Raw genomic sequence first — 26,015 nt, 5'->3', positions numbered from 1 at the left:
GATGAAATCAATGCCGCCGCCCGAAGATCTGCGCCACCGACAGGAGCAGGATGGACAGCACGATCAGGCAGGTCGAGATGGCGGCGATGGTCGGGTCGATCTGGTCGCGCAGTGCGTTGAACATGCGCCGCGTCAAGGTCGTGGTCTCGCCGCCCGAGATGAACAGCGAAACCACCACCTCGTCGAAGGATGTGATGAAGGCGAACAGCCCGCCCGAGACGATGGAGAAGCGGATCTGCGGCATCGTCACCTGCCAGAAGGCGGCGATGCGCCCGGCACCCAGGCTGCGCGCCACGCGCTCCTGGTTCATGTCGTAGGAGCGCAGGCCCGACAGCACGGTCAGCACCACCAGCGGCAATGCCTGCACCGTATGCGCGATGACCAAGCCGGTCAGCGTGTTGTTGAGGCCGATGCGGGCGTAGAGGAAGAAGGTGCCGATTCCGATCAGGATCACCGGGATTATCAGCGACGCCGTCAGCAGACCGTTGATGGTGCCGTTGAAGCGCAGCGTGCCGCGGTTGATGGCGTAGGCGGCGGCGGTGCCGAGCGGCGTCGCCACCAGCACGGTCATGACAGCCACCTTGACCGAGACGATGGTTGCGTCGCGCCATTCCACCGACTGGAAATAGGTTTCGTACCAGCGCAGCGACCATTGCTGCGGCGGGAATTGCAGCAGCGTCGAATCCGAAAACGACATGATGACGATGATGACCGACGGCGCGATCAGGAACAGCAGGACCAGGCCGCCCAGTGCGTAAAGCCACAGGCGTTGCCGGTGTGCGATAGGCAGGCCAATATCTGCGCTCATCGCGAACTCCACACGCCGGTGGCGCGCGCGCCGAGCAGCCATTGGAAGAGACCAAGAAGCGCCAGCGTGACCACCAGCAGCACCACGCCGAGCGCCGCGCCCGCGCCCCAGTTGGAATAGAGGCTGGTGGTCTGTTCCATGCGCATCGCCCACATGATCACCTTGCCGCCGCCCATCAGTGCGGGCGTCACGAAGAAGCCGAGGCAGAGCACGAAGACGATGACCACGCCCGAGGCGAGGCCGGGCAGMGACAGCGGAAAGAAGATCTGCCGGAAAGTGGCGACCGGCCCGGCGCCGAGGTTCATCCCGGCGCGCAGGCAGTCGGTGTCGATGGTCTTCATCGAGGCATAGAGCGGCAGCACCAGGAACGGCAAAAGTATGTGCGTCATGCCGATGACGACGCCGGACAGATTGTTGGCGAGCGACAGCGGCTGGCTGATCACGCCGAGGTCGATCAGCCAGCCGTTGATCAGGCCCTTGCGCTGCAGGATCACCAGCCAGGCATAGGTGCGCACCAGCACCGAAGTCCAGAACGGCAGGATGACGAAGATCAGGCAGATCGACGCCGCCCGGCGCGGCAGCTGCGACAGCATGTAGGCGAGGGGATAGCCCAACAGCACGCACGCGCCGGTGACGATGAAGGCGACCTTGAAAGTGGTGACGAAGGTCTTGATGTAGGAGGCCTGCTCGAAAAAGCGCGCATAGTTGGAGGCGCTCAAGACGCCCGCCTCGTCGTACAGCGAGAGCCAGAACAGCCAGCCGATCGGCACGATGATGATGGCGAAGACGAGGAAGAGGCTCGGCGACAAAAGTGCCAGCAGCCGCAGCGACTCGCGCCGCGCGTCGGCGCGCAGCGCCTGCGCGTTGAGGTCCCGGTCCGCGCCGGCTGATTCTCTCAGGAGGGCGGATTGCGCGCTCATCCCTCTGCCGCCACCAGGATGGTATCCTGCGCATCGAGGCCGAGGCTGACCGGCTGGCCGGGCTGCGGCAGTCGCGCCAGCACATCGCTGCGGCAATAATCGCGCAGCGTCAGCTGGCGGCCGTCGCGCAGTGAGACGTAGCAGACGAAGCTGTCACCCTGGTAGATGATGTCGCCGACCGTGGCGTTGAGCACATTGACACCGCTCGACGGTTCGGCCGCCGTGACCAGCCGCAGCTTTTCCGGCCGCACCACCATCAGATGCTGGCCGGGGACCGGCGGCGCCCCTGCCGTCTGGATCCGCCTGTCCTCGTACCAGACCGAACCGTTGCGGCACTCGACGGGAATGAAATTCGATTCGCCGATGAAGCCGGCGACGAATTGCGTCTTCGGCGCGGCGTACAGCGTCTCGGGCTTGTCGAGCTGCTCGATGCGTCCGGCATTCATCACCGCGATGCGGTCCGACATGGTGATGGCTTCGCGCTGGTCGTGCGTGACATAGACCGTCGTCATGCCAAGCCGCCGGTGCAGGGCGCGCAGCTCTATCTGCATATGCTCGCGCAGGCCCTTGTCGAGCGCCGAAAGCGGCTCGTCCATCAGCACGATGCGCGGCTCGAAGACGATGGCGCGCGCCAGCGCCACGCGCTGACGCTGGCCACCGGAAAGCTGGTCGACACGCCGTTCGCCGAGGCCCTTGAGCTTCACCAGCTCCAGCGCCTTTTCGACACGCTCGGCCGTCTCGGCGGCCGCGACGCCGCGCTGCTTCAGCGGAAAGGCGATGTTGTGAAAAACGTTCATATGCGGAAACAGCGCGTAGTTCTGGAACACCATGCCGATGTTGCGCCTGTGCGGCGGCGTGGTGATGATCTCGTCGTCGCCGACCTTGATCGACCCTCCATTGGCCCGCACGAAACCGGCCAGGATCATCAGCAGCGTCGTCTTTCCGGAGCCGGAAGGCCCGAGCAGCGTCAGGAACTCGCCGGCCTCGACATCGAGGTTCAGGTCGCGCAGCACCGATACGCTGCCAAATCGTTTCTCGATCCGGCGCATGCTGATCGGCAGCGCGGATGACGCAATGGACAAGATTCTTCTCTCCTCAAAGCAATTCCAGGAAAAGTGTGGAGCGGTTTTCCGTTCGGAATTGCGTAAAAACAAAGAGACAGAGTGGTTTGACGTTCTAGAGAAACGCTGAACCGCTCTGGCCGGCAACGAGTAACGGGGCGAAGCTGCCTTTGCGGCTTGCGCCGCCCCGCCGTGAAGTGTCTGCCAGGCAGCTATTGCTGGATCAGATTGTTGAACTTCTCGGTCGCCTCGACCAGGTTGTCACGCCAGAACTCGGCATCCTGCAGTACCTGCTTCTTGACGTTTTCGGGCGCCGAATTGATGTCCTTGATCCGTTCCGGCGGGATCTTGCCGGTCTCGAAGGCCTTTTCGTTGACCGGGCCGTTGTCGACATAGAGCGGCAGATTGGCCTGCAATTGCGGGCTGACGAACATCGCCAGCGCCTTCATCGCAGCTTCCTTGTTCTTGGCGCCCTTGGGGATGACCATGCAATCGGCGGTCAGCACGCCCTGGTCGAAGGAGAAGCTGACCGGCGCGCCTTCCTTCTTCAATGTGCCGGCGCGGCCGTTCCAGATGCTCGCCATGTCGACTTCGCCATCCTTAACCAGCTGCATGGCCTGGGCGCCGGAGGTCCACCAGGCATCGACATGGCCGCGGATCTTGTCGACGGATTTCAAGGCGCCGTCGACGTCGACCGGATAGACCTTTTCGATCGGCAGGCCGGAGGCGAGAGCGGCGACGCTCAGCGTCTCGGTCGCCTGGCTGCTGGAGAGCGCGCGCCGTCCCGGAAACTTTTTGACGTCCCAGAAGTCGGCCCAGGTCTTGGGCCCTTTGTCGCCGAACACATCGGTGCGGTAGATGAGCACGACGGAAGTGTAGGAGATGCCGACCCAGTCGTCATGGACCAGCTTCGGGTTGATGCCGCTCTTGTCGATGATGCCGTAATCGAGCTTCTCGAACAGCCCTTCCTTCGAGCCGCGCGCGCATTCGTCGGCGCCAAGCTCGGTGATGTCCCACTTCACCGCATTGCCGGTCACCTGCAGCCGCACGTCGTCAAGGCCGTTGGTGGTGTCCTGCTTGATGGTGATGCCGAGTGCTTTGGCGGTCGGATCGAAGAACGCCTTGGTCTGCGCCTCCTGATAGGTGCCGCCCCACGACGCGACGGTGATCGTATCGGCGGCAAAAGCGGGCGTCGCTGCCGCTGCCATGAGGCCCGCGACCGCGGCAATCCCAAGGCTATTGATGGTTTTCATGTCGGTTCTCCAGCCGGTGTTCCCATTTGTTTTGATTTGGCATGCGATTTTGTATACAATTTTGAGTGTAGCCTAGGGATCGGCGATGTCAACACCGTCCGAAGCAGGCTGACAGGCACGAGGCAGACCGGCGCGGGCAGCGCCGCCAAGGCGTGGCAAATCGCGCCGACTGCGAATAGAGATAGGCAAATCGATTGCCGGTGGGGACGGATCTTTGAGCAAGCAAACCAAGAACACGCTGCGCGACTCGGTCTACACCTCGCTGAAGGCGATGATCGTGACAGGACAGATTCCGCCCGGCTCGCGCGTCACCGAGAACGACATTGCCGCAAAACTCAATGTCAGCCGCACGCCGGTGCGTGAGGCCTTCAACCGCCTCGAGCGCGACGGCTTGGTCACCGGCCGGCCGCGCCAGGGCTATGTCGTCACCGAGTTCGACATCAACATGTTTCGCGAGGCCTTCGACATCCGCGAACTGCTCGACGGTCATGCGACCGAACTGGCCGCGGCCGCCGCGACCGACAAGGACAAGGCGCGGCTGCGCGCCATGCTGGCCGAATGCGAACGGCTGGCCGCCATTCCCGACCGCACGACAAAGGAAAAATTCCAGGAGCTGGAGGTCGGCATCGACCTGCACCGCGTCATCGCCGAGATCAGCGGCAATGCCATGCTGCATGGCATGCTGTGCGGCATCCTCGACAAGTGCCAGCACTATGTCTGGACCGAACTCTTGTGGCTCGACGAATGGAAGATCGCCCGCGACGAGCATGCCGAGATCGTCGAGGCGATCTGCGCCGGCGATGCCGCCCGGGCAGGCGCCCTGGCCCGCGCCCACGTGCGGGGATCGCGCGAAAACGTGCTGCGCCTGCTGCAGGCAAAGTCGGACTACCAGAGTTTTCTGGCGAAGGCGTCGTGAGGAGACCCAAAGCGCGTCGCCCGGACCCCGGCGGCGGGCCGTCTCGAGGAATGCAAATCACTCAGGTGCCAATCGACTGAGCGCGACATTCATGCGCGTCCCCCAAAAACCAATTGCGATACAGGATCAGTCGATCTAGCCTATAACCGATTGCATAACGCAATCAGGATCGCGCGTGCCGGGTGAGGAGGAAGAGGTATGGCCAAGCTCGTGTTCGGAATGAACCAGTCCCTGGACGGCTATGTCGACCATACGTCATTTGCGCCGGGACCGACGCTCTTCCGCCACTTCATCGCGGAGGCTCAGGCGCAGGCGGGCAGTGTCTATGGGCGCCAGATGTATGAAATCATGCGGTACTGGGATGACGATCATCCCGAATGGAATGCCGACGAACGCGCCTTCGCGGCGGCGTGGCGGAACCAGCCGAAATGGGTCGTCTCGCGCTCGTTGAAGGCGGTTGGCCCCAACGCCAGCCTTGTTCAGGGTGATCTTGAGGGCGCGATCCGGGCGTTGAAGGCCGAGCGCGAGGGGGAGATCGAGATTGCCGGCCCGAACCTGGCTCAAAGCCTCACCGAACTTGGCCTGATCGACGAGTACCGGATCTACCTCCACCCCGTCGTGCTTGGTCACGGCAAGCCGTATTTCGCCGGCCCCCGGCCACGGCTGCGCCTCATGACCAACGATCGGATGGGCGAGGATGTGCTCCGGTTGACATACGTTCCCGCATAATCTCGCGACTCGGCCGGAAATCGCCGCTGAAGTCTGGACAGGGCCAAAGCGATGGTGATGCTTCGCTTTGGCGGCGAACCCGGACGATATCGCGCATGGCGGCGCTGGGCTGCCGCGAGCCCGATCGCTCGCTGCTGAAAAGCAGCAGCCCTTTCCATGACATTTGCCGGAGATGTTCTAGTTGAGGTTGCGGCCGGTAGGTGATCCTATTGCGGCAGTTGAGTCTCCCCGCCCTCGATTCCACTCAGAGCTCAAGCGCACCCATGTCGATTTCAGATGCGATCTACCGTCCATTCGAGAATCTGATCCGGCCGCTGGACATTCCCTACCGGCCGCTGCCCGCCAAGGGGCCCGTAGCCGTCCTTTTGCACTTCATTTCGATGTTTCGCGGCGTGCTGATTGCGCTGGCGCTTTCCTCCATGGCGATGGAAGCCATCAATCTGACGATCGTCTGGGGGCTTTCGGTCATCGTCGATGGCGTCACCCAACAGGGCGCCTCCAACTTCCTGCGCAACGAATGGCCGCTTTTGACTTTCCTCGGGCTGCTGATCTTTCCGGCCATGCCGGTCGTCTCGTTCCTGCTCAACACGCTGACCTCGCATACGCTTGGCGTCGGCATGCCGGCCGCCATCCAGTGGCAGGGCCACAAGGCGGTGGAGCGGCAGGATCTCGCCTTTTTCCATGATCTCTATGCCGGTCAGGTCGCCTCGCGCCTGCAGCAGGTGGCCTCCGCCGTCCAGCAGCAGATCATTGCCGCCTTCCAGTCCATTCCGCGCTTCCTGCTGCAGCTGGTCGGCTCGGTGATCCTGCTCAGCGCGCTATCCTGGCAGCTTGCCTTGCCGGTCGTCGTCTGGATCGCGCTCAATGTGGCATTCACCGTCAGGGTCGTTCCCACCTTTGCCGAACGCGCACGCCGCACCGCCAAGCAGCGCAGCATGGTAGCCGGCGCCATCACCGATCTCTACGCCAACATGCAGATGATCAAGCAGTTCGCCGCCGAGGACAGCGAGGCGGGCTCCATCCGTCGCGTGATCCAGAAGGCCGTGCAGACGCAACACAGCGAACAGCGCATCTATCGCAGCTCGGAACTGACCGTCGTCGTCCTCAATATGGTGCTGTGGCTGACCATGCTTTCGATCGGATTTTCCGGTCTCGTCAATGGGTTTCTCTCCATTGGCCAGTTTGTCGGCGCCGTCTACATCCTCCAGCGCCTGTCGACACAGATATTCACGTTCCTGCAGATGGGCCAGCAGATCTTCCAGGCGATCGGCACGATCAAGGACGCCATGCCAGTCATGACGACCCCGCCCACCATCACCGACCGGCCGGATGCGACCGATCTCAAGGTCGAGGCCGGAGAGATCCGTTTCGAAAACGTGCGCTTCGCCTACAAGGCCGGAAAGCCGGTCATCGAGGATCTGTCGCTGAGGGTGCGCCCCGGCGAGAAGATCGGCCTCGTCGGCCTCTCGGGTGCGGGCAAGACCACGCTCGCGAACCTGCTCATGCGTTTCTACGATATCAGGGAGGGCGCGATCCTGATCGACGGGCAGGATATCCGCGCCGTCAGCCAGGCAAGCCTTCGGCACGCCATCGGTGTGATCGCGCAGGATGTCGCGCTGCTGCATCGTTCGGTCGGCGACAACATCCGCTATGGCCGGCCGGAGGCGGGCGAACGGGAGATCGAAGAGGTGGCGAGGATGGCCGCCGCCGATACCTTCATCGCCGATCTGTCGGATGCCGAAGGCCGCAAGGGCTATGAAGCCTTCGTCGGTGACCGCGGCATCAAGCTGTCGGGCGGCCAGCGCCAGCGCGTCGCCATCGCCCGCGTGTTGTTGAAGAACGCGCCGATCCTGTTGCTCGACGAGGCAACCTCGGCGCTCGACAGCGAGTCCGAGGCCGCCATCCAGGAGCGGCTTAACCTGGTGATGGAGGGAAAGACGGTGATCGCCATCGCACATCGCCTCTCGACGATCGCCAAGATGGACCGGATCGTCGTGCTCGGGCAGGGCCGTATCGTCGAAGAAGGCAAGCCCGACGAACTGGTCAAGCAGGACGGCCTGTTTGCACGGCTGTGGAGGCGCCATACAGGTGGCTTTCTCCCCGAAGAGATCAGCTAGCCTGGAAACGCCCCGATTTTCCGCGTGCGCTGGCCTCGAAGGCAGTGCCGATCTCGGCAATCGCAATATCCGCCATTGCCGAGGGCCGCCCTGGACGCACCGTCCTGCGCCTGCACTCTGCGGCCGGCCGGGCCGGGTGAACCTTAAGCGCGGTCAAGTTGTGTTAAGCTGGGTAAAATTGCGCCGCCCGCGCGCGTTGTGCCTTATGGGTGGCCGGCATGAATGACGGACGGAGTGCGATGAACAAGGTCCTCCTCATCGACGACGATGTCGAGTTGACGACGCTGCTGCAGGAATACCTGGTCGAAGAAGGCTACGACGTGGCGACAGGCACGGACGGTGGCACGGCGATTGCCGCCGCCGCGCGCAGCGCGGCGGACCTGATCGTGCTCGATATCATGATGCCCCGAATGAACGGGATCGAGATCCTGCAACGGATCAGGAAGCTAAGCCAGGTTCCCGTGCTGATGCTGACGGCGAGGGGCGATGACATCGACCGGATATCCGGCTTGAACCTCGGCGCCGACGATTATGTGACGAAACCCTGTTCGCCGGGAGAACTCGCCGCCAGGGTGCGCGCCATCCTTCGTCGTGCGAGCCAGCCTGCGGTCGGCGCGGTCCCCGAAACGCTGAGAGCCGGGCGGCTGGTGGTTCATCCAGGCAACAGAACCGCCGAATGGAACGGACGGCCGCTCGAACTGACCGGCACGGAGTTCAGCCTGCTCGAAGTTCTCGCCCGCAATGCCGGCCAGCTGGTATCGAAGCAAGACATCTCGAAACGGGCTTTTGGAAAGCCGCTGACCCCGTTCGATCGCCGCATCGACGTCCATATCAGCAGCGTGCGTCAGAAGCTCGGCCTCAGGGAAGATGGACAGTCGCGGATAAAGTCTGTCCGCGGCCAGGGCTATCAACTTCTTTTGGACTGACATGCCCCGACTGTTCAGGAAGTTCTTCGTGATAACCTGGCTGACGCTTGCCGGGTCCGTCGCGATCATACTCGCGACGCTCAACGTCTTCGAGACGCTTCCTTCCGCTTCGAAACTGGAACGTCAGAAACGGGAAGTCGTCCTCGACCTGACTGCAAACCTCCTCGTTAAGGAGGGCGAAGATGCCGCCCGGCGCCTTGCCCGGGCGAGCGAGGACACGGTGCCGATCGGCCTCACGATCTCTGAGATCGCGGGGTCCGGCTCATGCGCCGATAGGAGCATGGCGGGGACGAGAACCGTCCTGAAGGACGGAATTTGCTACCGGCTCTCAGCGCCTCGGCAAGGCAATGTCATTCTCGACAAGCTTGGCCCGTTCGTACCGGGGTTCGGTATTCTGATTTCGAGCGCGATATCGGCGGCCGTGCTCGCCCGCTATCTCATCCGTCCTGTCGTGCACCTTCGCGACGGCCTGAGCGCGCTCGCCCACGGCCGTTTCGACGTCCGCATCGGGCACAAGATGGCAGGCCGGAAGGATGAGGTCTCCGCACTCGCGCACGATTTCGATGCCAGCGCCGCGCGGTTGCAGGATCTGCAGGATGCGCAGCAGCGACTTTTCCACGACGTGTCCCACGAACTGCGCTCCCCGCTGTCGCGTCTGCAGGCCGTTGGCGGTGTCCTTCGGCAGAGTCCGGGCAAACTCGATATCATGCTGAACCGTATGGATCGGGAGGTCGAGCGGCTCGATGCGCTGGTCGGTGAGGTGCTCACTCTCGCCAGGCTGACCGCCGGTTCCCGTTTCCCGCTGAAGACACAGACGCTGGACGTCATTGATCTCCTGAACGAAATCCTGGGCGACGCAGCGTTCGAAGCCCAGGCCCGCGAGGTCTCGATCACCACCAATGTCGACGACAGCTTCCTTGCCGAGGTCGAAGGCGAACTGATCTACCGGGCGCTGGAAAACGTCATTCGCAATGCCGTCAAATACACGGCCGAACATTCGCAAGTCACCGTGCGGTGCGAGACGACAGGCGATCTCCTCAAGGTGCGCGTCGCGGATCAGGGGCCGGGTGTCAGGCGAGACGAACTCGAACGAATCTTTCAGCCATTCTCCCGCGGCGACGACGCGGCGCCGAGAGGCGGGTACGGTCTTGGCCTTGCGATCGCCAGACAGGCCATCGAGTGCCATGGCGGGCGGGTATACGCGTCGCTGCCGGGCGCCGGCGGCTTGGCCATCATGCTGGAGATCCCCCGAAGGCCGGTGACGAACAGTGCGGCGAACGATCGAGGCTGATCGCAAGTTTTACCCAACTTTACACTGCCTTTACGGCCATTAACGCCGGCATCGCTAAAGCTGAACCGTGATCCCGGTTCTTGAAACGCGAGAGAGTGACCAATGTCGGTGACCACGGCGGTGTTCCAGCAGGGCAAGAGGATGCGGTTCCTCTGGCTGGCCGTCCCATTGCTGTTGACGCCAATCCTGTTGTCGCAGAGCGCTTGGCCGCCGGAGGCCCGTCCTCGCCAGGCGATAGAATTCATGGGGTCCGCTTTTATCATCCTATGCATCGCCGGGCGGTGCTGGGCATCGTTGTATATAGGCGGACACAAGAATCGAGACCTCATCACGGACGGCCCTTACAAATACACCCGCAATCCGTTGTACTTTTTTTCTTCCCTCGGGCTTGCCGGCATCGGCCTGACGTTTGGGTCGCTCGCGATCGCGGCTCTCTACTTTTCGTTTGGGTATTTGGTCTTCGCCTATGTCTCGGCCCGCGAATCGACTGCTCTGGACGGGCTTTTCGGCGATTCCTACCGGGAATATTGCCGCGAGGTTCCCGCCTTCTTCCCTCGCCTGAGACGAAGCGCCGGCGACGCCGCACAGCAGTCGCCCATGACGTTCAACCCGGCCGCGCTGAAGCGTACTGCCATCGACAGTTCCTGCTTTCTCCTGGCAATCCCCGGGTCCGAACTGATCGAGACATTGCGACTTGCAGGGTTCCTTAAGCCGATATTGCACCTTTTTTGACAGCTTCTGCCTGCCGCCCGTTGAAGCCGTTTCGTCGCGCCTGCCTGCGCAAGCACACCAGGCCGACAGGGCCTCAGCCCTTGAGTTCCTGGAGGCTGTTGCCGCCATCGACGACCAAAAGGGAGCCGTTGACATAGCTGGCGCCGGCCGAGGCCAGGAACACCACCGCCGCTGCCACTTCGTCGGGCCGGCCAGCCCGCCCCGGCGGCGTGTGCAGGGCGGCTGTCAGCTCCATCTCGCTCGACGAGCCCGTTTCGATCCAGCCGGGCGCCACGGCATTGACCGTCACGCCGTTGCTGGCAACTTCGAGCGCCAGCGTGCGCGTCAGGCCGACCATGCCGGCCTTGGCGGCGGAATAGGCTGATGTGCCGACGAAGGACACCAGCGGACCGGTGACCGACGCCACATTGATAATGCGCCCATAGCCAGCTTCGATCATTGCCGGCAGGAATGCATGGGTGACCAGAAACGCCGTCTTCAGGCTGACCTCGATGCCTCGGTCCCAATCGGCCTCGGTCATGGCGAGAAACGCCTTGTCGACCGAGGGTGATGCCAGCGAGCCCATGCCGCCATTGTTGACCAGTATGTCGACCGCGCCGAACTCGGCCCGCAGCCGCGCGACATCGGCGGCCTTGGTGAGATCGGCGACCACGGCGCTGGCATCGATGCCTTCGGCACGAAGCGCGGCGGCGCGGTCAAGCACACGCGCGCTGGCGCCGGTGAGGAACACCGCATGGCCGGCCTGGCCAAGCTGGCGGGCAATGGCGAAGCCGATGCCGTCGGCGGCTCCGGCGCCTGTGATCAGCGCACGCTTGATGGGGGTGGAGGTCATGGTCAATCAACTCCGCTGGTTCCGCCCGTCGCGCAAAGTCGGACAGCGCAATCACCGAACCATATAGGAGTGAAATGGCGCGCCCGAAGAGATTCGAACTCCTGACCCCCAGATTCGTAGTCTGGTGCTCTATCCAGCTGAGCTACGGGCGCGCATCAGGCCGTGTTTTCAACGGCCCCGCGATCCGATCCCAAGGACCGGCCGCGAATGTGTGCAGTTCCCTAACGACTGAATTTGCGAAAAGCAAGCCGATCCGGCAAAAGTTTTGTCGCAGGCGTGTGATCCGGTGATGACGGCCCTAATCCCAAGGCTTTGAAGCTGTCGGGGAGGCGGTCTGATTTCAGGCCGAGTGGGGAAAATCTCAGCGAACGTCGCCGAACGCGTCAGATCGCAGGGCAAGGGCGCCTTGAGAAAACAGCGCCGAGGCCGTCACGCCGGGCGGCGCAGGCTGCCACGGGCCTGGTCGAGCCGCACCGGCTGGTCGGGGATGGTGACGGCGAAAGTGGTGCGCCCGCCGATCGATTCGACCAGTTCCACCGAGCCGCCATGCGCGCGGATCAGTTCATGCGCGATGGCCAGGCCAAGGCCGGTGCCGCCGCTGCGCGCCGAGCCGCGGAACGCGGCGAACAGGTTTTCGCGCGCCTTCGGCGGCAGGCCGGGGCCGGTGTCGGTGACGGCGATGCGGCTGACGCTGCCCATGCGCTCGGCCGAGACCGCCAGACGCCGCACCACGGCGCTCTCGGTGTCGGCCGCCATCGCCTGCACCGAGTTGCGGCACAGATTGGTGAGCACCCGGAACAACTGGTCGGAATCGGCGTCCACTTCGAAAGCCGTCTCGACGGCATTGATGAACTCAATGCCTTCCTCGATGTCGAGCAGCCCGTGCACGTCCTCGACCAGCTGGCGCAGCCGCACCCGGCGGCGAGAAGGCGGCGGCTCCTGCGTGCGGCCATAGTGAAGCACGCCTTCCGAATAGGAGACGGCACGGTCGAGCGCGCGCAACAGCTTGGGAGCGAAGGCCTGCACGGTCGGGTCCCTGACCTGGCGCAAACGGTCCGACATCAGCTGCGCCGAAGCCAGGATGTTGCGCATGTCATGGTTGATCTTCGAGACCGCCAGGCCGAGATCGGCAAGGTGTTTCTGCTCCGAAAGCATCTTTTGCAGCCGCTCCTGCATCTGCGACAGTTCGCGTTCGGCAACACCGATCTCGTCGGACCGGGCGGCGGGATGGATGATGCGCCCAGGGTCGTCGGGCGCTTCGGAGAAGGACAGCATCGAGCGCGTCATGGTGCGGATCGGCCCGATCATGATCAGGTCGATCGCGGCATAGACCAGCATGGCGGTGAACAGCGAGATCAGCAGCGAGACGAAGGCAACGTTGCGCGAATAGATGAGCATGGCCTTGCGCAGCGAGTAGTCCGGCATGATCAGCTCGAACTCCTTGTCGCTGTCGCCGACCGGTCCGAAAACGCGCAGCATCCGGTCGCCGCCGAAGAACAGCGTGTCGAGCGCGCCGGTCATGCCCTTGATCATACCGACGCTGGCAAGGTCGATATGCTCGTCGACTTGCGGCGGCATGTCCGCCACCACCAGAAGCCGGGAGACGCCGCCATCGCGCACCGCGATCGCCTTGGCGCCGATCGCCATCAGCACGTCGTTCTGGGCCGTGCGCGACAGCGAGGTCGGCTCGCCCTGCACCAGCACGATCGACACGGCCGCGGCCGTGCTCAGCCGCTCCTTGAGCCAGCTCAGCCGGTAGCTGGCGATCCAGGGCAGGAAGATGAGCACTTCGGCCAGAAGCACGAAAACGATGGTGAGCAGCAGCAATTTCGTCGACAGGCCGCGCGACAAGGGTACCGTGCGGACGGCGGCTGGCGCCGGTCCGATCCCTTCCCCCGCTTGGCTGGCTTCGCTCATGCGACCCTGTCTTCACAATCACTTGATCAGCCAAGATTAGGCGATTACGGCATTTTTGCCAATTTCATCCTTTGGCCGGAACATTAAATTACCGTCATAAAACCTGCGTCCGCGGCGCGACGACCCCGGATTGACTTCCAAAACCCTTCTTTCTATAAGCCCGCTCACGCTCGGGCCATTCGTCCCGGCGCGGTTTCGATCGCGCCAAAGCCGGCCCGGCAAAGCTCCTGTTACAAAGTGACAGAATCAAGAAGGGCCGCACCCCGCGGTATTAAAACAAATGAAGCGTACCTACCAACCGTCCAAACTCGTCCGCAAACGCCGGCACGGTTTCCGTGCCCGCATGGCCACCAAGGGTGGTCGTGGCGTCGTCGCAGCTCGCCGCAACCGCGGCCGCAAGCGGCTCAGCGCCTAAGCGAGACGATATCGTTGCCCGCAACCGGCAAGCCAGTGGGGCAAAATCCCAAGCGGCTTCTGAAACGCGCGGAATTCCTGGCCGTCCGTCGTGGTGAAAAGCGACGCGGACGGTTTTTCCTCGTCGAGGTCCTCGACCGCGGCGATGGCGGGGTGCCGCGTGTCGGCTACACCGTCACCAAGAAGGTCGGCAACGCTGTTGTGCGCAACCGCGTCAGGCGGCGGCTGAAAGAAGCCGTCCGCGTCCATGCCGCAGATGACATGGTGCCCGGCAATGACTATGTCATCGTCGGGCGCGATGATGCGCTGCGCGCCCCCTTCGGCCAGTTGAAGGCCGAACTCTCCCGCCGACTTCGCGGAACACGATAGGCCAAGGGCACTCGATGGAAAACAACCGGAACTTCTTCATCACCATCGCGCTGTCGGTGCTGATCCTGACTTTGTGGCAGGTTTTCTACATGAACCCGCGCGTCGAGCAGCAGCGCGAGGCCGCCAAGATCGAGCAGCAGCGGGTGGAAGAGCAGAAGAAGGCGGCAGAGGCCGCCAATCCGGGAGCTGGGACACCCGCTCCGGCGCCGGGCACCATCCCCAACGCGCCTGGCGGCGACACCGTCACCGCGGCCAGCCGCGACCAGGCGCTTGCCGCTTCCAAGCGCGTCAAGATCGACACGCCGAGCCTCGAGGGCTCGATCAACCTGACCGGCGCGCGTCTCGACGACCTCAAGCTCAAGCACTACACCGAGACCGTCGACAAGAACTCGCCCGAGATCGAACTGCTCAACCCGCAGTCCTTGCCCACCGGCTATTTCGCCGAGATCGGCTTCGTCGGCAACGACAAGACCGGCACGGTGCCTGGTGCCGAAACGGTCTGGAATGTCGAGGGCAACCCGACGCTGAGCCCGTCGACGCCGGTGACGCTCACCTACACCAACGACAAGGGCCTGACCTTCAAGCGCGTCTTCTCCGTCGACGCCAACTACATGTTCACGGTCACGGACACGGTGCAGAATGCCGGTTCCAGCGCGGTTTCGCTGTTCAACTACGGCCGCGTCACGCGCTACGACAAGCCGGCCGTCGCCAGCACCTACGTGCTGCATGAGGGCCTGATCGGCGTTACCGGCACCGAGGGCCTGGCCGAATACAAATACGCCAAGATCGAATCTGAAAAGCAGGTCACGCCGGGCAAGTCGACCGATGGCTGGCTTGGCATCACCGACAAATACTGGGCCGTCACGCTCGTGCCGACCGAGAAGCAGCCTTTCCAGCCGCGCTACGCCTTCTTCGAGGATGGCCGACACCGCTACCAGTCGGACTTCCTCACCGATGCGATCAATGTCGAGGCCGGCCAGTCCGCGACGGTCGAGACAGAGATCTTCGCCGGCGCCAAGGAAGTCGCCAAGATCAACGCCTACGAGGCGGACCGTCATATTCGCCAGTTCAACCTGGTGATCGACTGGGGGTATTTCTATTTCATCACCAAGCCGATGTTCTGGCTGATCGACACGCTCTACAAATTCTTCGGCAATTTCGGCCTGGCGATCCTCGCCACCACAGTGATCGTCAAGGCCATCTTCTTCCCGCTCGCCAACAAGTCCTACGCGTCGATGGCGAACATGAAGAAGGTGCAGCCCAAGATGCTCGAAATCCGCGAGAAATACGCGGACGACAAGATGAAGCAGCAGCAGGCGATGATGGAGCTGTACAAGACCGAGAAGATCAATCCGCTCGCCGGCTGCTGGCCGGTGGCGCTGCAGATCCCGGTCTTCTTCTCGCTCTACAAGGTGCTCTACATCACCATCGAGATGCGCCACGCGCCGTTCTTCGGCTGGATCCAGGATCTGGCCGCGCCCGATCCGACCTCGATCTTCAACCTGTTCGGCCTGGTTCCGATCACGCTGCCGCACATGCTGATGATTGGCGTGTGGCCGCTGATCATGGGCGTCACCATGTTCCTGCAGATGCGCATGAACCCGACGCCGCCGGATCCGACGCAGGCCGCGATCTTCACCTGGATGCCCATCATCTTCACCTTCATGATGGCGGGTTTCCCGGCCGGCCTGGTCATCTACTGGGCCTGGAACAACACGCTGTCGATCCTCCAGCAGGGCGTGATCATGAAGCGCCAGGGCGCCAAGATCGAGCTGTGGGATAATCTGATGGCCCTGTTCAAGAAGAAACCATCGCCGGCGGAATAAACGCTCTCTCTCGCGAAAAGCCCGGCTCGTCCGGGCTTTTTCTTTGGGCGGAATGTCGTTCACGTTCCCGTGATCAGCGAAACTAGCGCGCCGTCGGCGGCGTGACTGCTTGTGCATTTCCAAAGGCTATCAATTCCGATCAGCCCTCACCCGGAGGAAGACCACATGCGCTTGCCGTCATTCAGGACCATCGCCATTTCCGCCCTCGTCGCCGGCGTGGCGATTGCCGCCCCTGCCTATGCCAAGAACCCCAATGTCGGCGGCGCGCCGATGTACACCACCAAGAACATCGTCGAGAACGCCGTCAATTCGAAGGATCACACGACGCTGGTCGCCGCCGTCAAGGCCGCCGGCCTGGTCGACACGCTGCAGGGCGCCGGTCCGTTCACCGTTTTCGCGCCGACAAACGAGGCCTTCGCGGCACTGCCGGCCGGCACCGTCGACACGCTGCTCAAGCCCGAGAACAAGGACAAGCTCACCAAGGTGCTGACCGCGCATGTCGTGGCCGGCAAGATTTCAGGCGCCGAGATGATGAAGAAGGCCAAGGCTATGGGCGGCAAATACGAGATGAAGACCGTCTCTGGCGACACGCTCACCGCCGAGGTCAAGAAGGGCAAGCTCTACGTCATGGACGAGGCCGGCGGCGAGGCGAAGGTGACCATCGCCGACGTCAACCAGTCGAACGGCGTCATCCATGTCGTCAACAAGGTGCTGTTGCCGAAGTAACGACTTCCGGCGAAAGGGGGCAGTGGCAGCCGGTTGGGGCTTTCTCGGTCTGCCATCCCCGCCTCATGACGAGGTGCCATATTTCTTGGGGAAGTCGTTTTCGGCGAGGCCGGGGTCCTGTAAGTCCCTCACAGGGCCCCGGTTTCATTTTGCGTATCGTAAAGGCGGCTGGGGTTCAGCAGTCCAACCTCGACCGTTTCCGGCCTTCATTCCATCACGGCGCTGTGGTCGACCTTGGCCGGCGTGCCTGGCTTGCGCAGCAGAAGCACCAGCGGGATGGCGGCCAGCGACAGGATCATCATCAGCTTGAAATCGTCCATGTAGCTGATGACAGTCGCCTGCAGCGTCACCACGCCATCAAGTGCCGCGCGGCCGGCCGCGGTGTAGGGGTTCATCGCCTGCGCGATCGCCGGGTTGCCGAACGCCTGGTTGAAGGGCGTCACATAGGCGGCGATGTTGGCATGGTTGATCTGCACATTCTGCGTCAGGAGCGCGGTGACCACCGAGATGCCGACGCTGGAGCCGATGTTGCGCGACAGATTGTAGAGACCGGTGCCCTCCGCGCGCCGCTCGGGCGCCAGCGTGGCGAAGGTGATGGTCGTCAGCGGCACGAACAGGAAGCCCAAGCCGGCGCCCTGGATGAAGCCGGTGCTGATGATGGTCCATTGCGAGACGTCGGGGGTCCAGCCGGTCATGTCGTACATCGCCCACGCGGTGATCGCGAGGCCGATCAACAGCAGCCATCGCGTATCCACCTTGCCGATCAGCCTGCCGACCAGGAACATGCACGCCATCGTGCCGAGGCCGCGCGGGCCCATGACGATGCCGGCCGTCACCACCGGATAGCCCATCAGCGTCTGCAGATAGGGCGTCATCAGCGCCAGCGAGGCGAGATAGGTGATGCCGATGATGAAGATGAAGATCATGCCGACGGCGAAATTCCGGTCCAGGAACAGCCGCGGATTCACGAAGGTGTTCTTGGCTGTGAAGATGTGGACGAGGAAGATGTAGAAGGCCGACGCGCAGATCAGCGCCTCGACGATGATCTCGGATGACGAGAACCAGTTGAGCTGCTCGCCGCGGTCGAGAAACATCTGCAGCGCCGCGATGGTGATGCTGAGCATGCCGAAGCCCAGCCAGTCCAGCCTTGCCTTGATGTCGAGCTTGGTTTCCAGGACGAACAGCGACACGCCGGCGAAAGCCAGCGCGCCGATCGGTACGTTGATGTAGAACACCCAGCGCCAGGAGACATTCTCGGTCAGCCAGCCGCCGATGACCGGACCGAGCACCGGCCCGACCATCACCGAAACGCCGAACAGCGCCATTGCCGAGCCGCGCTCTTCCACGCTGTAGATGTCGAGCAGGATCGACTGCGACAGCGGCACCAGCGCCGCGCCGAACAGGCCCTGCAGCAGGCGGAAGCCGACGATCTGCGGCAGCGACTGCGCGAAGCCGCACAGCACCGAGGCGACGACGAAACCGGTGATCGAGGTCAACAGGATACGCTTGCGGCCGAAACGGTTGGCAAGATAGCCCGAGGGCGGCGTCATCACCGCCGCCGCGACGATGTAGGAGGTCAGCACCCAGTTGATCTGGTCGGCGCTGGCCGAAACGCTGCCCTGTATGTAGGGCAGCGCCACATTGGCGATCGTCGTGTCCAACGCCTGCATGATGACGGCCAGGATCACGCAGGCCGTGATGGCGCCGCGATTGGCGACCACCGGTGTGGCACCTGCCGCGGCCGCGCTGGTCATGATTTTTGTCCGAACCGGTCGATGAGGTTGGTGACGAAGTCCGGCAGGCCGCGCGTATGGCCGGTCTCGACGTCGACCACGACGCTCATGCCGCCGCGCAGCGGCGGCATGCCCTTGGCATCGTCGACCGTCACGCGCATCGGGATGCGCTGCACGACCTTGACCCAGTTGCCGGTGGTGTTCTGCGCCGGCAGCAGCGAGAAGCTCGACGAGGAGGCCGGGCTGATCGAGGCAACCGTGCCGTGCCAGACGGCGCCCGGATAGGTGTCGACGCTGATCGTCGCCGTCTGTCCCGGCCGCACATAGGTCAGCTCGGTTTCCTTCGGTTCCGCCTCGATCCACAGGTCGGTCGACGACACCAGGCTGAAGGCCGGCTGCGAAGCCGGCAGATATTTGCCGACCTGAAGCGCGTCGACATTGGTGACGACGCCGTCGAACGGCGCCTTGACCACGGAATCGGCAAGGTTGCGCTGCGCGTCGTCGACGCCCGACCGGGCCTGCAGGTAGAACGGGTTCTTCTCCACGGGCTGGTCGGCGTCGCCGCCCAGCTGGGCAAGCGTGGCCTGCGCCTGCGCCTTGGCGACGTCCACTTTCTGGCGCGCCGCGACGAGGTCGTGCTGGGCGCTGTCGAAAGATGCCTTGGAGGCGGTGGAGGTCTTGAGCAGGTCCTGCTGCCGCTGGAAGGCGGCCTCGTAATAGGGAATGTCGGCCTCGGCCTGTTCGATCTGCGCCAGCGACTGCTGGTAGCTCGCCTGCAGGGTCAGCACCTGGTTGCGCACGGTCCCGAGCTGAGCCTGAGCGGCGGCGAGAGCGGTTTCGAAGGAGGCCGGCCGCAGGCGGAACAGCACGTCGCCCTTCTTTACCGCCTGGTTCTCGTGCACGTCGATCTCCTGCACGGTGCCGGAGACGTCGGTGGACACGCCCAGCGACTGCGCCTGGATGTAGGCATTGTCGGTCGTCATCACCTGCCCGCCGGTGACGTAGTAGTAGCCGCCGACGGCCAGCGCGATGGGAAGCAGCGCAAACAGCACCGGCCGTTTGAGGCTGCGCCTCGGCTTGACCGGGGCAGGAGCGGGAGGGGCAACGGCGATAGGGGCCGGCTGCGGCTCCTTGGCCGGCGCCTCGAGTGCCACGGGCTGCGGCGCGACCGGGGCTTCCAACTCGCCAGTGTCGATGGCGGCATTGGCGCGCCTCTGTTCGCGCTCGCTGTCCAGCCGGATGATCTGGTCGCCGGCGCGACCCGTGGCAGGGCCGTCTTCGGCGGGTTTCTTGGGGGATGCTGAATCAGCCATGGACTTTCTCCCGGTCGACGGCCGGCTGTGTGCAGGCCGCGAGCAGATTGGATTTGATCAAGGTTTGCAGCGGATGCCGCCGTGTTCCGGGCGAAAGGCCGGTTAAGGTCTCGTCGCGTGTTTTCCAGCCGTTGCCGCGCATGATCTCGAGCAGCCGTTGAGGCTGTTGGGTCAGGTCAGGCAGCCAGGCCACTAGCTGAGATTGGGCGCGGGTCGTCCGCGAGCGCTGCTCGAAACCCTTGCAAAACAGGCGCGTGACGTCGTGCAGCACGAAGCTGATAGGGGGCGAGGAGGACATGGGAGCAGGTCAGGGATCTACGGATAAGTTTTCGTGAGCATGCTTATTATCATCATGCACATAATCCTGCTGGACGACGCGTGCAAGACGGACTAAGCCGCGCAGACCAAAAATCGCATGGGCCACGACACGGAAGAGGCGCCCCGGCGGCGCGAATTTTCCGGCAAGGATTTCGACGATGAACTGGATCAGGATCGCAGCCGTGACGGCTCTCGCCGGGTGGCCAGGCATCGCGGTGGCAAAGCAAGCGGTGAGCTGCGGCGGTGCGGCCATGCTGGGGGGCGCGCAGCTTAACTGCAGCCACGTCGAACCTGCGGCACCGCCGCAATTCTGCACGTTTAGCTGGGCTCTCCACACGATGGCGGGCGATCAGAAAGTCGTCGAAGGCACGTTCCTGTTGCCGCCCGGCGCCTCGAATGTCACCGTCTACCAGGGCAGCGGTTTCGACAGCGCGCTGTCCAATCCGATCGTGATCTGCCGCGGCAACTAATGAGCCTGTTCGTCACGCAAGACTCGCTCCCCGGCCGATTGGTGCTATAGGGCGGATCACGTTATTTTGACCAGGCGCCTCCGGTAGCGGATGCGCCTGTCTGCCAATTTCCTGGACGAACCGACATGGACGGACCCAACCCCGATATCAAGCACCCGATCCCGATGCACACCCGCGTCGGATTCCTCAAGCCTCTGGTGACGGAGCCGAACATCGAGATCGGCGACTTCACCTATTATGACGACCCGGACGGCCCGGACAAATTCGCGCAGAAATGCGTGCTGCACCACTATCCCTTCATCGGCGACAAGCTCATCATCGGCAAGTTCTGCGCCATCGCCGAAGGCGCGCGCTTCATCATGAACGGCGCCAACCACGCAATGTCCGGGTTTTCCACCTATCCGTTCAACATTTTCGGCCATGGCTGGGAAAAGGGGTTCGACCCGGCGACATGGTCGAAGGAAGTGCGCGGCGACACGGTGGTCGGCAGTGATGTCTGGATCGGCATGGAAGCGGTTATCCTGCCCGGCGTGGAAATCGGCCATGGCGCCATCGTCGCCGCCAAATCCGTGGTGACGCACGATGTCCCGCCCTATGCCATTGTCGCCGGCAACGCGGCCAAGGTGGTGAAGATGCGTTTCGACGACAGGACGATCAGGCGGCTGCTGGCACTGGCATGGTGGCATTGGCCGGTGGACAAGATCGGCCGCAACCTCGATGCCATCAGGGGCGCCAATATCTCTCTTCTGGAGGCAGCAGCTTGAACGCTCTGAACAGCACTGTGATCACCACCGACCTGTTCACGCGCGGGTGGATCTTCATCCGCGGCGTGCCGGCCATGAAGTTCCTGCCGCCGGAAGGGCCGCCGGAAATCGCCTTTGCCGGCCGCTCCAATGTCGGCAAGTCGTCGCTGATCAACGCGCTGGTCAACCAGAAGGGCCTGGCGCGCACCTCCAACACGCCGGGGCGCACGCAGGAACTCAACTATTTCGTGCCGGGCGGATTTTCGGGCGAGGGCGCCGACCTGCCGCCGATGGCGCTCGTCGACATGCCGGGCTACGGCTACGCCACCGCGCCCAAGGAGAAGGTCGACGAGTGGACCAAACTTGTCTTCGACTATCTCAAGGGCCGGGTGACGCTGAAGCGGGTCTATGTGCTGATCGACGCCCGCCACGGCATCAAGGCCAAGGACGAGGAGGTGCTGTCGCTGCTCGACAAGGCGGCGGTGTCCTACCAGATCGTGCTGACCAAGACCGACAAGATCAAGGTCGCCGGAGTGCCTCGGCTGATCGAGGAGACGCTGCAAAAGATCAAGAAGCGGCCGGCGGCGTTTCCGTTCGTCCTGGCGACGTCGTCGGAAAAGGGCGAGGGGTTGGAGGAGTTGCAGGCCGCGATCGTGCTTGCAGCCAATGGCGGCTAAAGCAATTCCAGGAAAAAGCGCGTAGCGTTTTCCGTTGGGAATTGCGTCAAAACAAAGAGATAGAACGGTTCGCCGTTTCCACGAAACGGTGAAACGCCCTAGGCCTTTGCCTCCAGCGCAATCATCTGGTGGCGTTCTTCCTCCGCCAGCCTTTCGGTGCCGTAAGCCTTCAGGAAGATGTCGACGCCCGACCTGACGATGTGGTCGATCTCTTCCTGGCTCGGAGCCTTGGTGCGGTAGGCGAAGATGCACTGCCGGAAGAGGCCGGCCAGGCACAGTTCGGTGAACTGGTAGGCGGCAAGATCGACATCGTCGATCTTGAGCACGCCGCGTTCGATGGCGGCATTGAGGAACTCCACCACCTTGTCATGGCCGCGTTTGGGGCCGCGTTCGTAAAACCGCGCGCCCATATCGGGGATCCTGTCGGACGCGCCGATCACCGTGCGCTGCGCCTGGATCACCCTGGCCGAGGTGATCTTCATGGACAGCACCTTGCCGAACTTCACCAGCGTCTGGCGCAGATCGTCGGCGCGGTCCAGCATGTCGTACATGTTCTTGAAGATGGTGCCGCGCTCTTCCTCGATCAGCGCTTCGAACAGCTCTTCCTTGTTGGCGAAGTAGACATAGATGGTGCCTTTCGACACGCCGGCTTCGCGCGTGATGTCGTTCATCGAAGCGGCCTCGAAGCCCTTGTCTATGAAGACACGGCGGGCGCCTTCGATGATCTGGCTGCGCTTGACCGGATCCTGTCCTGCCGCCGGCCGCCCGCGGCGCAGGCTTTCCAGCAAGTCGTTGCAGTTGTCGGTTTCGACGTCAGGCGTTGTCTCGGCCATTAAAGTCACACCTCGAAAATAATTCGAACCAACCGGTTCGATTGCCTCTTGATATGGTCCTCTTTTCACGCTATGTCAACGGCCAGATCGAACCGAACGGTTCAGTATTATTACTTTAGAGAGATGTCATGTCCTCGAACGCGCCCACCACTGCCGAAGTCCGCCCCTTCCCCAACGCCAAGGTCGCTCCGGCGACGGAAGCACCCGAAATTCCCGTCCACCCCGTCGCACCGCCGCCGGCGGCTGAAGCTCCGGCCAAGAAGAAGCGTTCGGTGCGCTCCTTCCTGCTGCCGATCATCGGCCTTGCCCTTCTGAGCGGCGGCGCCTGGTATGGCTACGACTACTGGACCACGGGCCGTTTCATGATCTCGACGGACGATGCCTATGTCCAGGCCGACATGGCGTTCGTTTCGCCGAAGATCTCCGGCTATGTCGACCAGGTCAAGGTCAGCGAGAACCAGCACGTCAAGGCCGGCGATCCGCTGCTGACGATCGACGATGGCGACTACAAGATCGCCGTTGCCCAGGCCGAGGCGCAGATCGCCACATTGTCCAAGACGCTCGACCGCATCGATGCGCAGACCAAGGCCGCGCAGGCTTCCCTGCAGCAGGCCCAGGCGCAGAAGGTCGCCGACCAGGCGGCTGCCGACAATGCCGCCCGTGCCCAGCAGCGTGCCGCGCAGCTGGTCAAGACGCATGTGGGCACGCAGGCGCAACTGGACGACGCGCAGACCGCGCTCGACCAGGCCAATGCAGCGCTGGTTGGCGCCGATGCGCAGATCGCCGCCGCACAGGCCAATATCGGCGTGTTCGAGGCGCAGCGCGCCGAGTCGGCGAGCACGCTTGCTTCGCTGCAGCTCGGCCGCGACAAGGCCGCGCGCGACCTTTCCTTTACCGTGCTCAAGGCGCCTTATGACGGCGTCGTCGGCAACCGCTCGGTCGAACAGGGCGACCTTGTCAGCCCCGGCCAGAAGCTCGCCGTCGTCGTGCCGTTGGACAAGCTCTACATCGTCGCCAACTTCAAGGAGACGCAGCTTGCCCGGCTGGTTCCCGGCGAAAAGGTCAACATCTCGGTCGACGCCATCGACGGCCACCCCATCCAGGGCACCGTCTCGTCGCTCGCTCCGGCGTCAGGCGCGGTCTTCTCGTTGTTGCCGCCTGAAAATGCCACCGGCAACTTCACCAAGGTTGTGCAGCGCGTCCCGGTCCGCATCGACGTCCCGGCCGATGCCCTGAAGACCGGCAAGCTGCGTGCTGGTCTGAGCGTTGTCGTCAACGTCGACAGCCGCACCGCGCCTGCCGCCACCACCAACTAAGCGCTTTCGGAGGGTGGCTCGGCGGCTGATGAAGCGCCGGGCCGCCCGGCCGGCCTCAAGGAGGCCCGTGAAATGGCAACCGCAACCATCACCGCAGGATCGCCGCCGGCAAGACCGGCGGTCCCTGACACCATTTCCACACGCCGCGTCATCGCTTTCCTGGCGATGGTGTTCGGCATGTTCATGGCGATCCTGGACATTCAGATCGTGTCGGCCTCGCTCGCCGAGATCCAGGCGGGCCTCAGCGCCAGCTCCGATGAAATTCCGTGGGTGCAGACGGCCTATCTGATCGCCGAGGTGGTCATGATCCCGCTGTCGGGCTTCCTCAGCCGCATGCTGTCGACGCGCGTCCTGTTCACCATCGCCGCCGCCGGCTTCACCGCGGCCAGCGCCCTTGCCGCGACCGCCACCAACATCGACCAGATGATCGTCTACCGCGCCGTGCAGGGCTTCATCGGCGGCGGCATGATCCCCAGCGTCTTTGCCGCGGCCTTCACCATCTTCCCGCCCTCCAAGCGCGCCATCGTCTCGCCGATGATCGGCCTGGTGGCGACGCTGGCGCCGACCATCGGCCCGACCGTCGGCGGCTATATCAGCCACGCCTTTTCATGGCACTGGCTGTTCCTGGTCAATGTCGTGCCGGGCATACTGGTGGCGACCGCCGCCTGGTCGCTGATCGATTTCGACAAGCCCAATCTCAAGCTGTTCAACAAGTTCGACTGGTGGGGCCTCGCCGGCATGGCGGCCTTCCTCGGCTGCATGGAATATGTGCTGGAGGAAGGTCCGAACAATGACTGGCTGCAGGACCAGGGCGTGTTCATCTGCGCCATCGTTATGAGCATCGGCGCGGTGATCTTCTTCTGGCGCGTCTTCACCGCCGAGGAGCCGATCGTCGATCTCAGGGCCTTCAGCAATGTCAACTTCGCCTTCGGCTCGCTGTTTTCCTTCGTCATCGGCATCGGTCTCTACGGCCTGACCTATCTCTATCCGGTCTTCCTCGGCCGCATCCGTGGCTACGATTCGATGATGATCGGCGAGGCGCTGTTCGTCAGCGGCCTGGCGATGTTCGTCACCGCGCCGATCTCCGGCATCCTGTCGAGCAAGATGGATTTGCGGCTGATGATGATGATCGGCTTCTTCGGCTTCGCCACCGGCACCTGGTGGATGACGCATCTGACCGCGGACTGGGATTTCTACGAACTGCTCATCCCGCAGATCCTGCGCGGCTGTTCGATGATGCTGTGCATGGTGCCGATCAACAACATTGCGCTCGGCACCTTGCCGCCCGACCGGCTGAAGAATGCGTCCGGCCTGTTCAACCTCACCCGCAACCTCGGCGGCGCGGTCGGCCTTGCCCTCATCAACACCGTGCTGATCGACCGCAACGCCTTCCACTACGCCAGGCTCGCCGAGCATGTGCAGTGGGGCAGTGCCGCCGCGCAGACCAAGCTGCAGAACATGACGCTCAATTTCGAGCAGGTCACGGGTCTCGATGCCACCAGTGCGGCGGTCTCCAAGCTGTCGGGCATGGTCCAGCAGCAGGCGGCGCTGCTGTCCTTCATGGACGTGTTCTACATGCTGACGGTGCTGTTCGCGACGCTCGGCCTGTTCACCATGCTGATCAACAAGCCGGCCGCGCCCGGTGGTGGTGGAGGCGGCGGGCACTAAGCAATTCCAGGAAAAGTGTGAATTGGTTTTCCGTCCGGAGTTGCCTCAAAGCAAAAAAACACCAGACGTGGCAGCGGTTTCGGGAAGCTCCTCCAGTCCACGCCCGA

Annotated in this window: 25 protein-coding genes and 1 tRNA gene; 15 read left to right on the top strand and 11 right to left on the bottom strand. The window is 63.3% G+C overall.

Annotation, left to right across the window (positions count from 1 at the left end; all coding sequences use genetic code 11):
* Positions 1–7 precede the first annotated feature (7 nt).
* From AC1DPX_RS03805 to AC1DPX_RS03790, 4 genes are all read right to left on the bottom strand, one after another.
* A complete protein-coding gene (locus AC1DPX_RS03805; RefSeq protein WP_477234667.1) occupies positions 8–808 on the bottom strand; it encodes an ABC transporter permease in 801 nt (266 codons plus the stop codon).
* Positions 805–1,728 (bottom strand): ABC transporter permease, encoded by a 924-nt coding sequence (locus AC1DPX_RS03800; protein WP_477234665.1) that lies wholly within the window; start codon positions 1,726–1,728, stop codon positions 805–807. The genes AC1DPX_RS03805 and AC1DPX_RS03800 overlap by 4 nt, the downstream gene beginning before the upstream one ends.
* Positions 1,725–2,810 (bottom strand): ABC transporter ATP-binding protein, encoded by a 1,086-nt coding sequence (locus AC1DPX_RS03795; RefSeq protein WP_477234663.1) that lies wholly within the window; start codon positions 2,808–2,810, stop codon positions 1,725–1,727. Before AC1DPX_RS03795 ends, AC1DPX_RS03800 begins: the two co-directional genes overlap by 4 nt.
* Positions 2,811–3,001: 191 nt before the next feature.
* Positions 3,002–4,042, bottom strand: coding sequence for an ABC transporter substrate-binding protein (locus AC1DPX_RS03790; protein WP_477234661.1), 1,041 nt, complete (start codon positions 4,040–4,042; stop codon positions 3,002–3,004).
* A 214-nt stretch (positions 4,043–4,256) separates the two neighbouring features.
* Here AC1DPX_RS03790 and AC1DPX_RS03785 point away from each other — a divergent pair, with 214 nt between their 5' ends.
* The 6 genes from AC1DPX_RS03785 to AC1DPX_RS03760 all read left to right on the top strand — a co-directional run bounded on the left by AC1DPX_RS03785 (position 4,257) and on the right by AC1DPX_RS03760 (position 10,753).
* The gene (locus AC1DPX_RS03785; RefSeq protein WP_477234659.1) at positions 4,257–4,958 is read left to right on the top strand and encodes a GntR family transcriptional regulator; all 702 of its coding nucleotides are present in this window, start codon (positions 4,257–4,259) and stop codon (positions 4,956–4,958) included.
* Between the two features lie 198 nt (positions 4,959–5,156).
* Positions 5,157–5,687 carry a dihydrofolate reductase family protein gene (locus AC1DPX_RS03780; RefSeq protein ID WP_477234657.1) on the top strand — a complete coding sequence of 177 codons (531 nt, stop codon included), beginning with the start codon at positions 5,157–5,159 and terminating at the stop codon, positions 5,685–5,687.
* 263 nt (positions 5,688–5,950) lie between these two features.
* Positions 5,951–7,804: an ABC transporter ATP-binding protein gene (locus AC1DPX_RS03775; protein ID WP_477234655.1), complete on the top strand. Its 1,854-nt coding sequence runs from the start codon at positions 5,951–5,953 to the stop codon at positions 7,802–7,804.
* Between the two features lie 239 nt (positions 7,805–8,043).
* Positions 8,044–8,730: a response regulator gene (locus tag AC1DPX_RS03770; RefSeq protein WP_202356881.1), complete on the top strand. Its 687-nt coding sequence runs from the start codon at positions 8,044–8,046 to the stop codon at positions 8,728–8,730.
* 1 nt (position 8,731) lies between these two features.
* A complete protein-coding gene (locus AC1DPX_RS03765; protein ID WP_477234653.1) occupies positions 8,732–10,021 on the top strand; it encodes a HAMP domain-containing sensor histidine kinase in 1,290 nt (429 codons plus the stop codon).
* Positions 10,022–10,123: 102 nt separating this feature from the next.
* Positions 10,124–10,753, top strand: a complete 630-nt coding sequence (locus AC1DPX_RS03760; RefSeq protein ID WP_477234651.1) for a methyltransferase family protein — start codon at positions 10,124–10,126, stop codon at positions 10,751–10,753.
* Between the two features lie 73 nt (positions 10,754–10,826).
* Here the strand turns inward: AC1DPX_RS03760 and AC1DPX_RS03755 are convergent, their stop codons facing one another.
* The 3 genes from AC1DPX_RS03755 to AC1DPX_RS03745 form a co-directional block, all read right to left on the bottom strand.
* Positions 10,827–11,585, bottom strand: a complete 759-nt coding sequence (locus AC1DPX_RS03755; RefSeq protein WP_477234649.1) for an SDR family NAD(P)-dependent oxidoreductase — start codon at positions 11,583–11,585, stop codon at positions 10,827–10,829.
* Between the two features lie 75 nt (positions 11,586–11,660).
* Positions 11,661–11,737, bottom strand: a tRNA-Arg gene (locus tag AC1DPX_RS03750).
* Positions 11,738–12,014: 277 nt separating this feature from the next.
* Entirely contained in the window at positions 12,015–13,502 is a 1,488-nt protein-coding gene (locus tag AC1DPX_RS03745; protein WP_202356877.1) for an ATP-binding protein, read from the bottom strand.
* Positions 13,503–13,782: 280 nt separating this feature from the next.
* On the opposite strand from AC1DPX_RS03745, the gene rpmH reads away from it, so the two are divergent.
* The 4 genes from rpmH (at position 13,783) to AC1DPX_RS03725 (ending at position 16,837) form a co-directional block, all read left to right on the top strand.
* Positions 13,783–13,917 carry a 50S ribosomal protein L34 gene (gene rpmH / locus AC1DPX_RS03740; protein WP_008833937.1) on the top strand — a complete coding sequence of 45 codons (135 nt, stop codon included), beginning with the start codon at positions 13,783–13,785 and terminating at the stop codon, positions 13,915–13,917.
* Between the two features lie 14 nt (positions 13,918–13,931).
* Positions 13,932–14,285 carry a ribonuclease P protein component gene (gene rnpA, locus AC1DPX_RS03735; RefSeq protein ID WP_027040889.1) on the top strand — a complete coding sequence of 118 codons (354 nt, stop codon included), beginning with the start codon at positions 13,932–13,934 and terminating at the stop codon, positions 14,283–14,285.
* A 14-nt stretch (positions 14,286–14,299) separates the two neighbouring features.
* A complete protein-coding gene (gene yidC / locus AC1DPX_RS03730) occupies positions 14,300–16,111 on the top strand; it encodes a membrane protein insertase YidC (protein WP_477234647.1) in 1,812 nt (603 codons plus the stop codon).
* Between the two features lie 165 nt (positions 16,112–16,276).
* Positions 16,277–16,837, top strand: a complete 561-nt coding sequence (locus tag AC1DPX_RS03725; protein ID WP_202351978.1) for a fasciclin domain-containing protein — start codon at positions 16,277–16,279, stop codon at positions 16,835–16,837.
* Positions 16,838–17,043: 206 nt separating this feature from the next.
* On the opposite strand, the gene AC1DPX_RS03720 is transcribed toward AC1DPX_RS03725, so the two are convergent.
* Genes AC1DPX_RS03720 through AC1DPX_RS03710 form a run of 3 tightly spaced genes read right to left on the bottom strand, consistent with a single transcriptional unit; the run spans position 17,044 to position 20,181 of the window.
* Positions 17,044–18,591 carry a DHA2 family efflux MFS transporter permease subunit gene (locus AC1DPX_RS03720; protein ID WP_477234645.1) on the bottom strand — a complete coding sequence of 516 codons (1,548 nt, stop codon included), beginning with the start codon at positions 18,589–18,591 and terminating at the stop codon, positions 17,044–17,046.
* A complete protein-coding gene (locus AC1DPX_RS03715; RefSeq protein WP_477234643.1) occupies positions 18,588–19,883 on the bottom strand; it encodes an HlyD family secretion protein in 1,296 nt (431 codons plus the stop codon). Before AC1DPX_RS03715 ends, AC1DPX_RS03720 begins: the two co-directional genes overlap by 4 nt.
* On the bottom strand, positions 19,876–20,181 hold the full coding sequence (locus tag AC1DPX_RS03710) for a hypothetical protein (RefSeq protein WP_477234641.1): 306 nt from the start codon (positions 20,179–20,181) through the stop codon (positions 19,876–19,878). Before AC1DPX_RS03710 ends, AC1DPX_RS03715 begins: the two co-directional genes overlap by 8 nt.
* A gap of 178 nt (positions 20,182–20,359) precedes the next feature.
* On the opposite strand from AC1DPX_RS03710, the gene AC1DPX_RS03705 reads away from it, so the two are divergent.
* The 3 genes from AC1DPX_RS03705 (at position 20,360) to yihA (ending at position 22,091) form a co-directional block, all read left to right on the top strand.
* Positions 20,360–20,671, top strand: a complete 312-nt coding sequence (locus AC1DPX_RS03705; protein ID WP_477234639.1) for a hypothetical protein — start codon at positions 20,360–20,362, stop codon at positions 20,669–20,671.
* A gap of 125 nt (positions 20,672–20,796) precedes the next feature.
* Complete coding sequence (locus AC1DPX_RS03700) at positions 20,797–21,435, top strand: CatB-related O-acetyltransferase (protein WP_477234637.1); 639 nt, start codon at positions 20,797–20,799, stop codon at positions 21,433–21,435.
* Positions 21,432–22,091 carry a ribosome biogenesis GTP-binding protein YihA/YsxC gene (gene yihA / locus AC1DPX_RS03695; protein ID WP_477234635.1) on the top strand — a complete coding sequence of 220 codons (660 nt, stop codon included), beginning with the start codon at positions 21,432–21,434 and terminating at the stop codon, positions 22,089–22,091. Before AC1DPX_RS03700 ends, yihA begins: the two co-directional genes overlap by 4 nt.
* A gap of 98 nt (positions 22,092–22,189) precedes the next feature.
* On the opposite strand, the gene AC1DPX_RS03690 is transcribed toward yihA, so the two are convergent.
* The gene (locus AC1DPX_RS03690; protein WP_477234633.1) at positions 22,190–22,924 is read right to left on the bottom strand and encodes a TetR/AcrR family transcriptional regulator; all 735 of its coding nucleotides are present in this window, start codon (positions 22,922–22,924) and stop codon (positions 22,190–22,192) included.
* Positions 22,925–23,052: 128 nt separating this feature from the next.
* On the opposite strand from AC1DPX_RS03690, the gene AC1DPX_RS03685 reads away from it, so the two are divergent.
* Both AC1DPX_RS03685 and AC1DPX_RS03680 read left to right on the top strand, forming a co-directional pair.
* Positions 23,053–24,240, top strand: coding sequence for an HlyD family secretion protein (locus tag AC1DPX_RS03685; protein ID WP_202356867.1), 1,188 nt, complete (start codon positions 23,053–23,055; stop codon positions 24,238–24,240).
* A gap of 72 nt (positions 24,241–24,312) precedes the next feature.
* Positions 24,313–25,908 carry a DHA2 family efflux MFS transporter permease subunit gene (locus AC1DPX_RS03680; protein WP_477234631.1) on the top strand — a complete coding sequence of 532 codons (1,596 nt, stop codon included), beginning with the start codon at positions 24,313–24,315 and terminating at the stop codon, positions 25,906–25,908.
* Positions 25,909–26,015: the final 107 nt, after the last annotated feature.

It is taken from the genome of Mesorhizobium sp. 01N446, assembly GCF_056399285.1.
The sequence above is the reverse complement of the archived record's forward strand: the minus strand, read 5'-3'. Positions and strand labels throughout refer to the sequence as shown.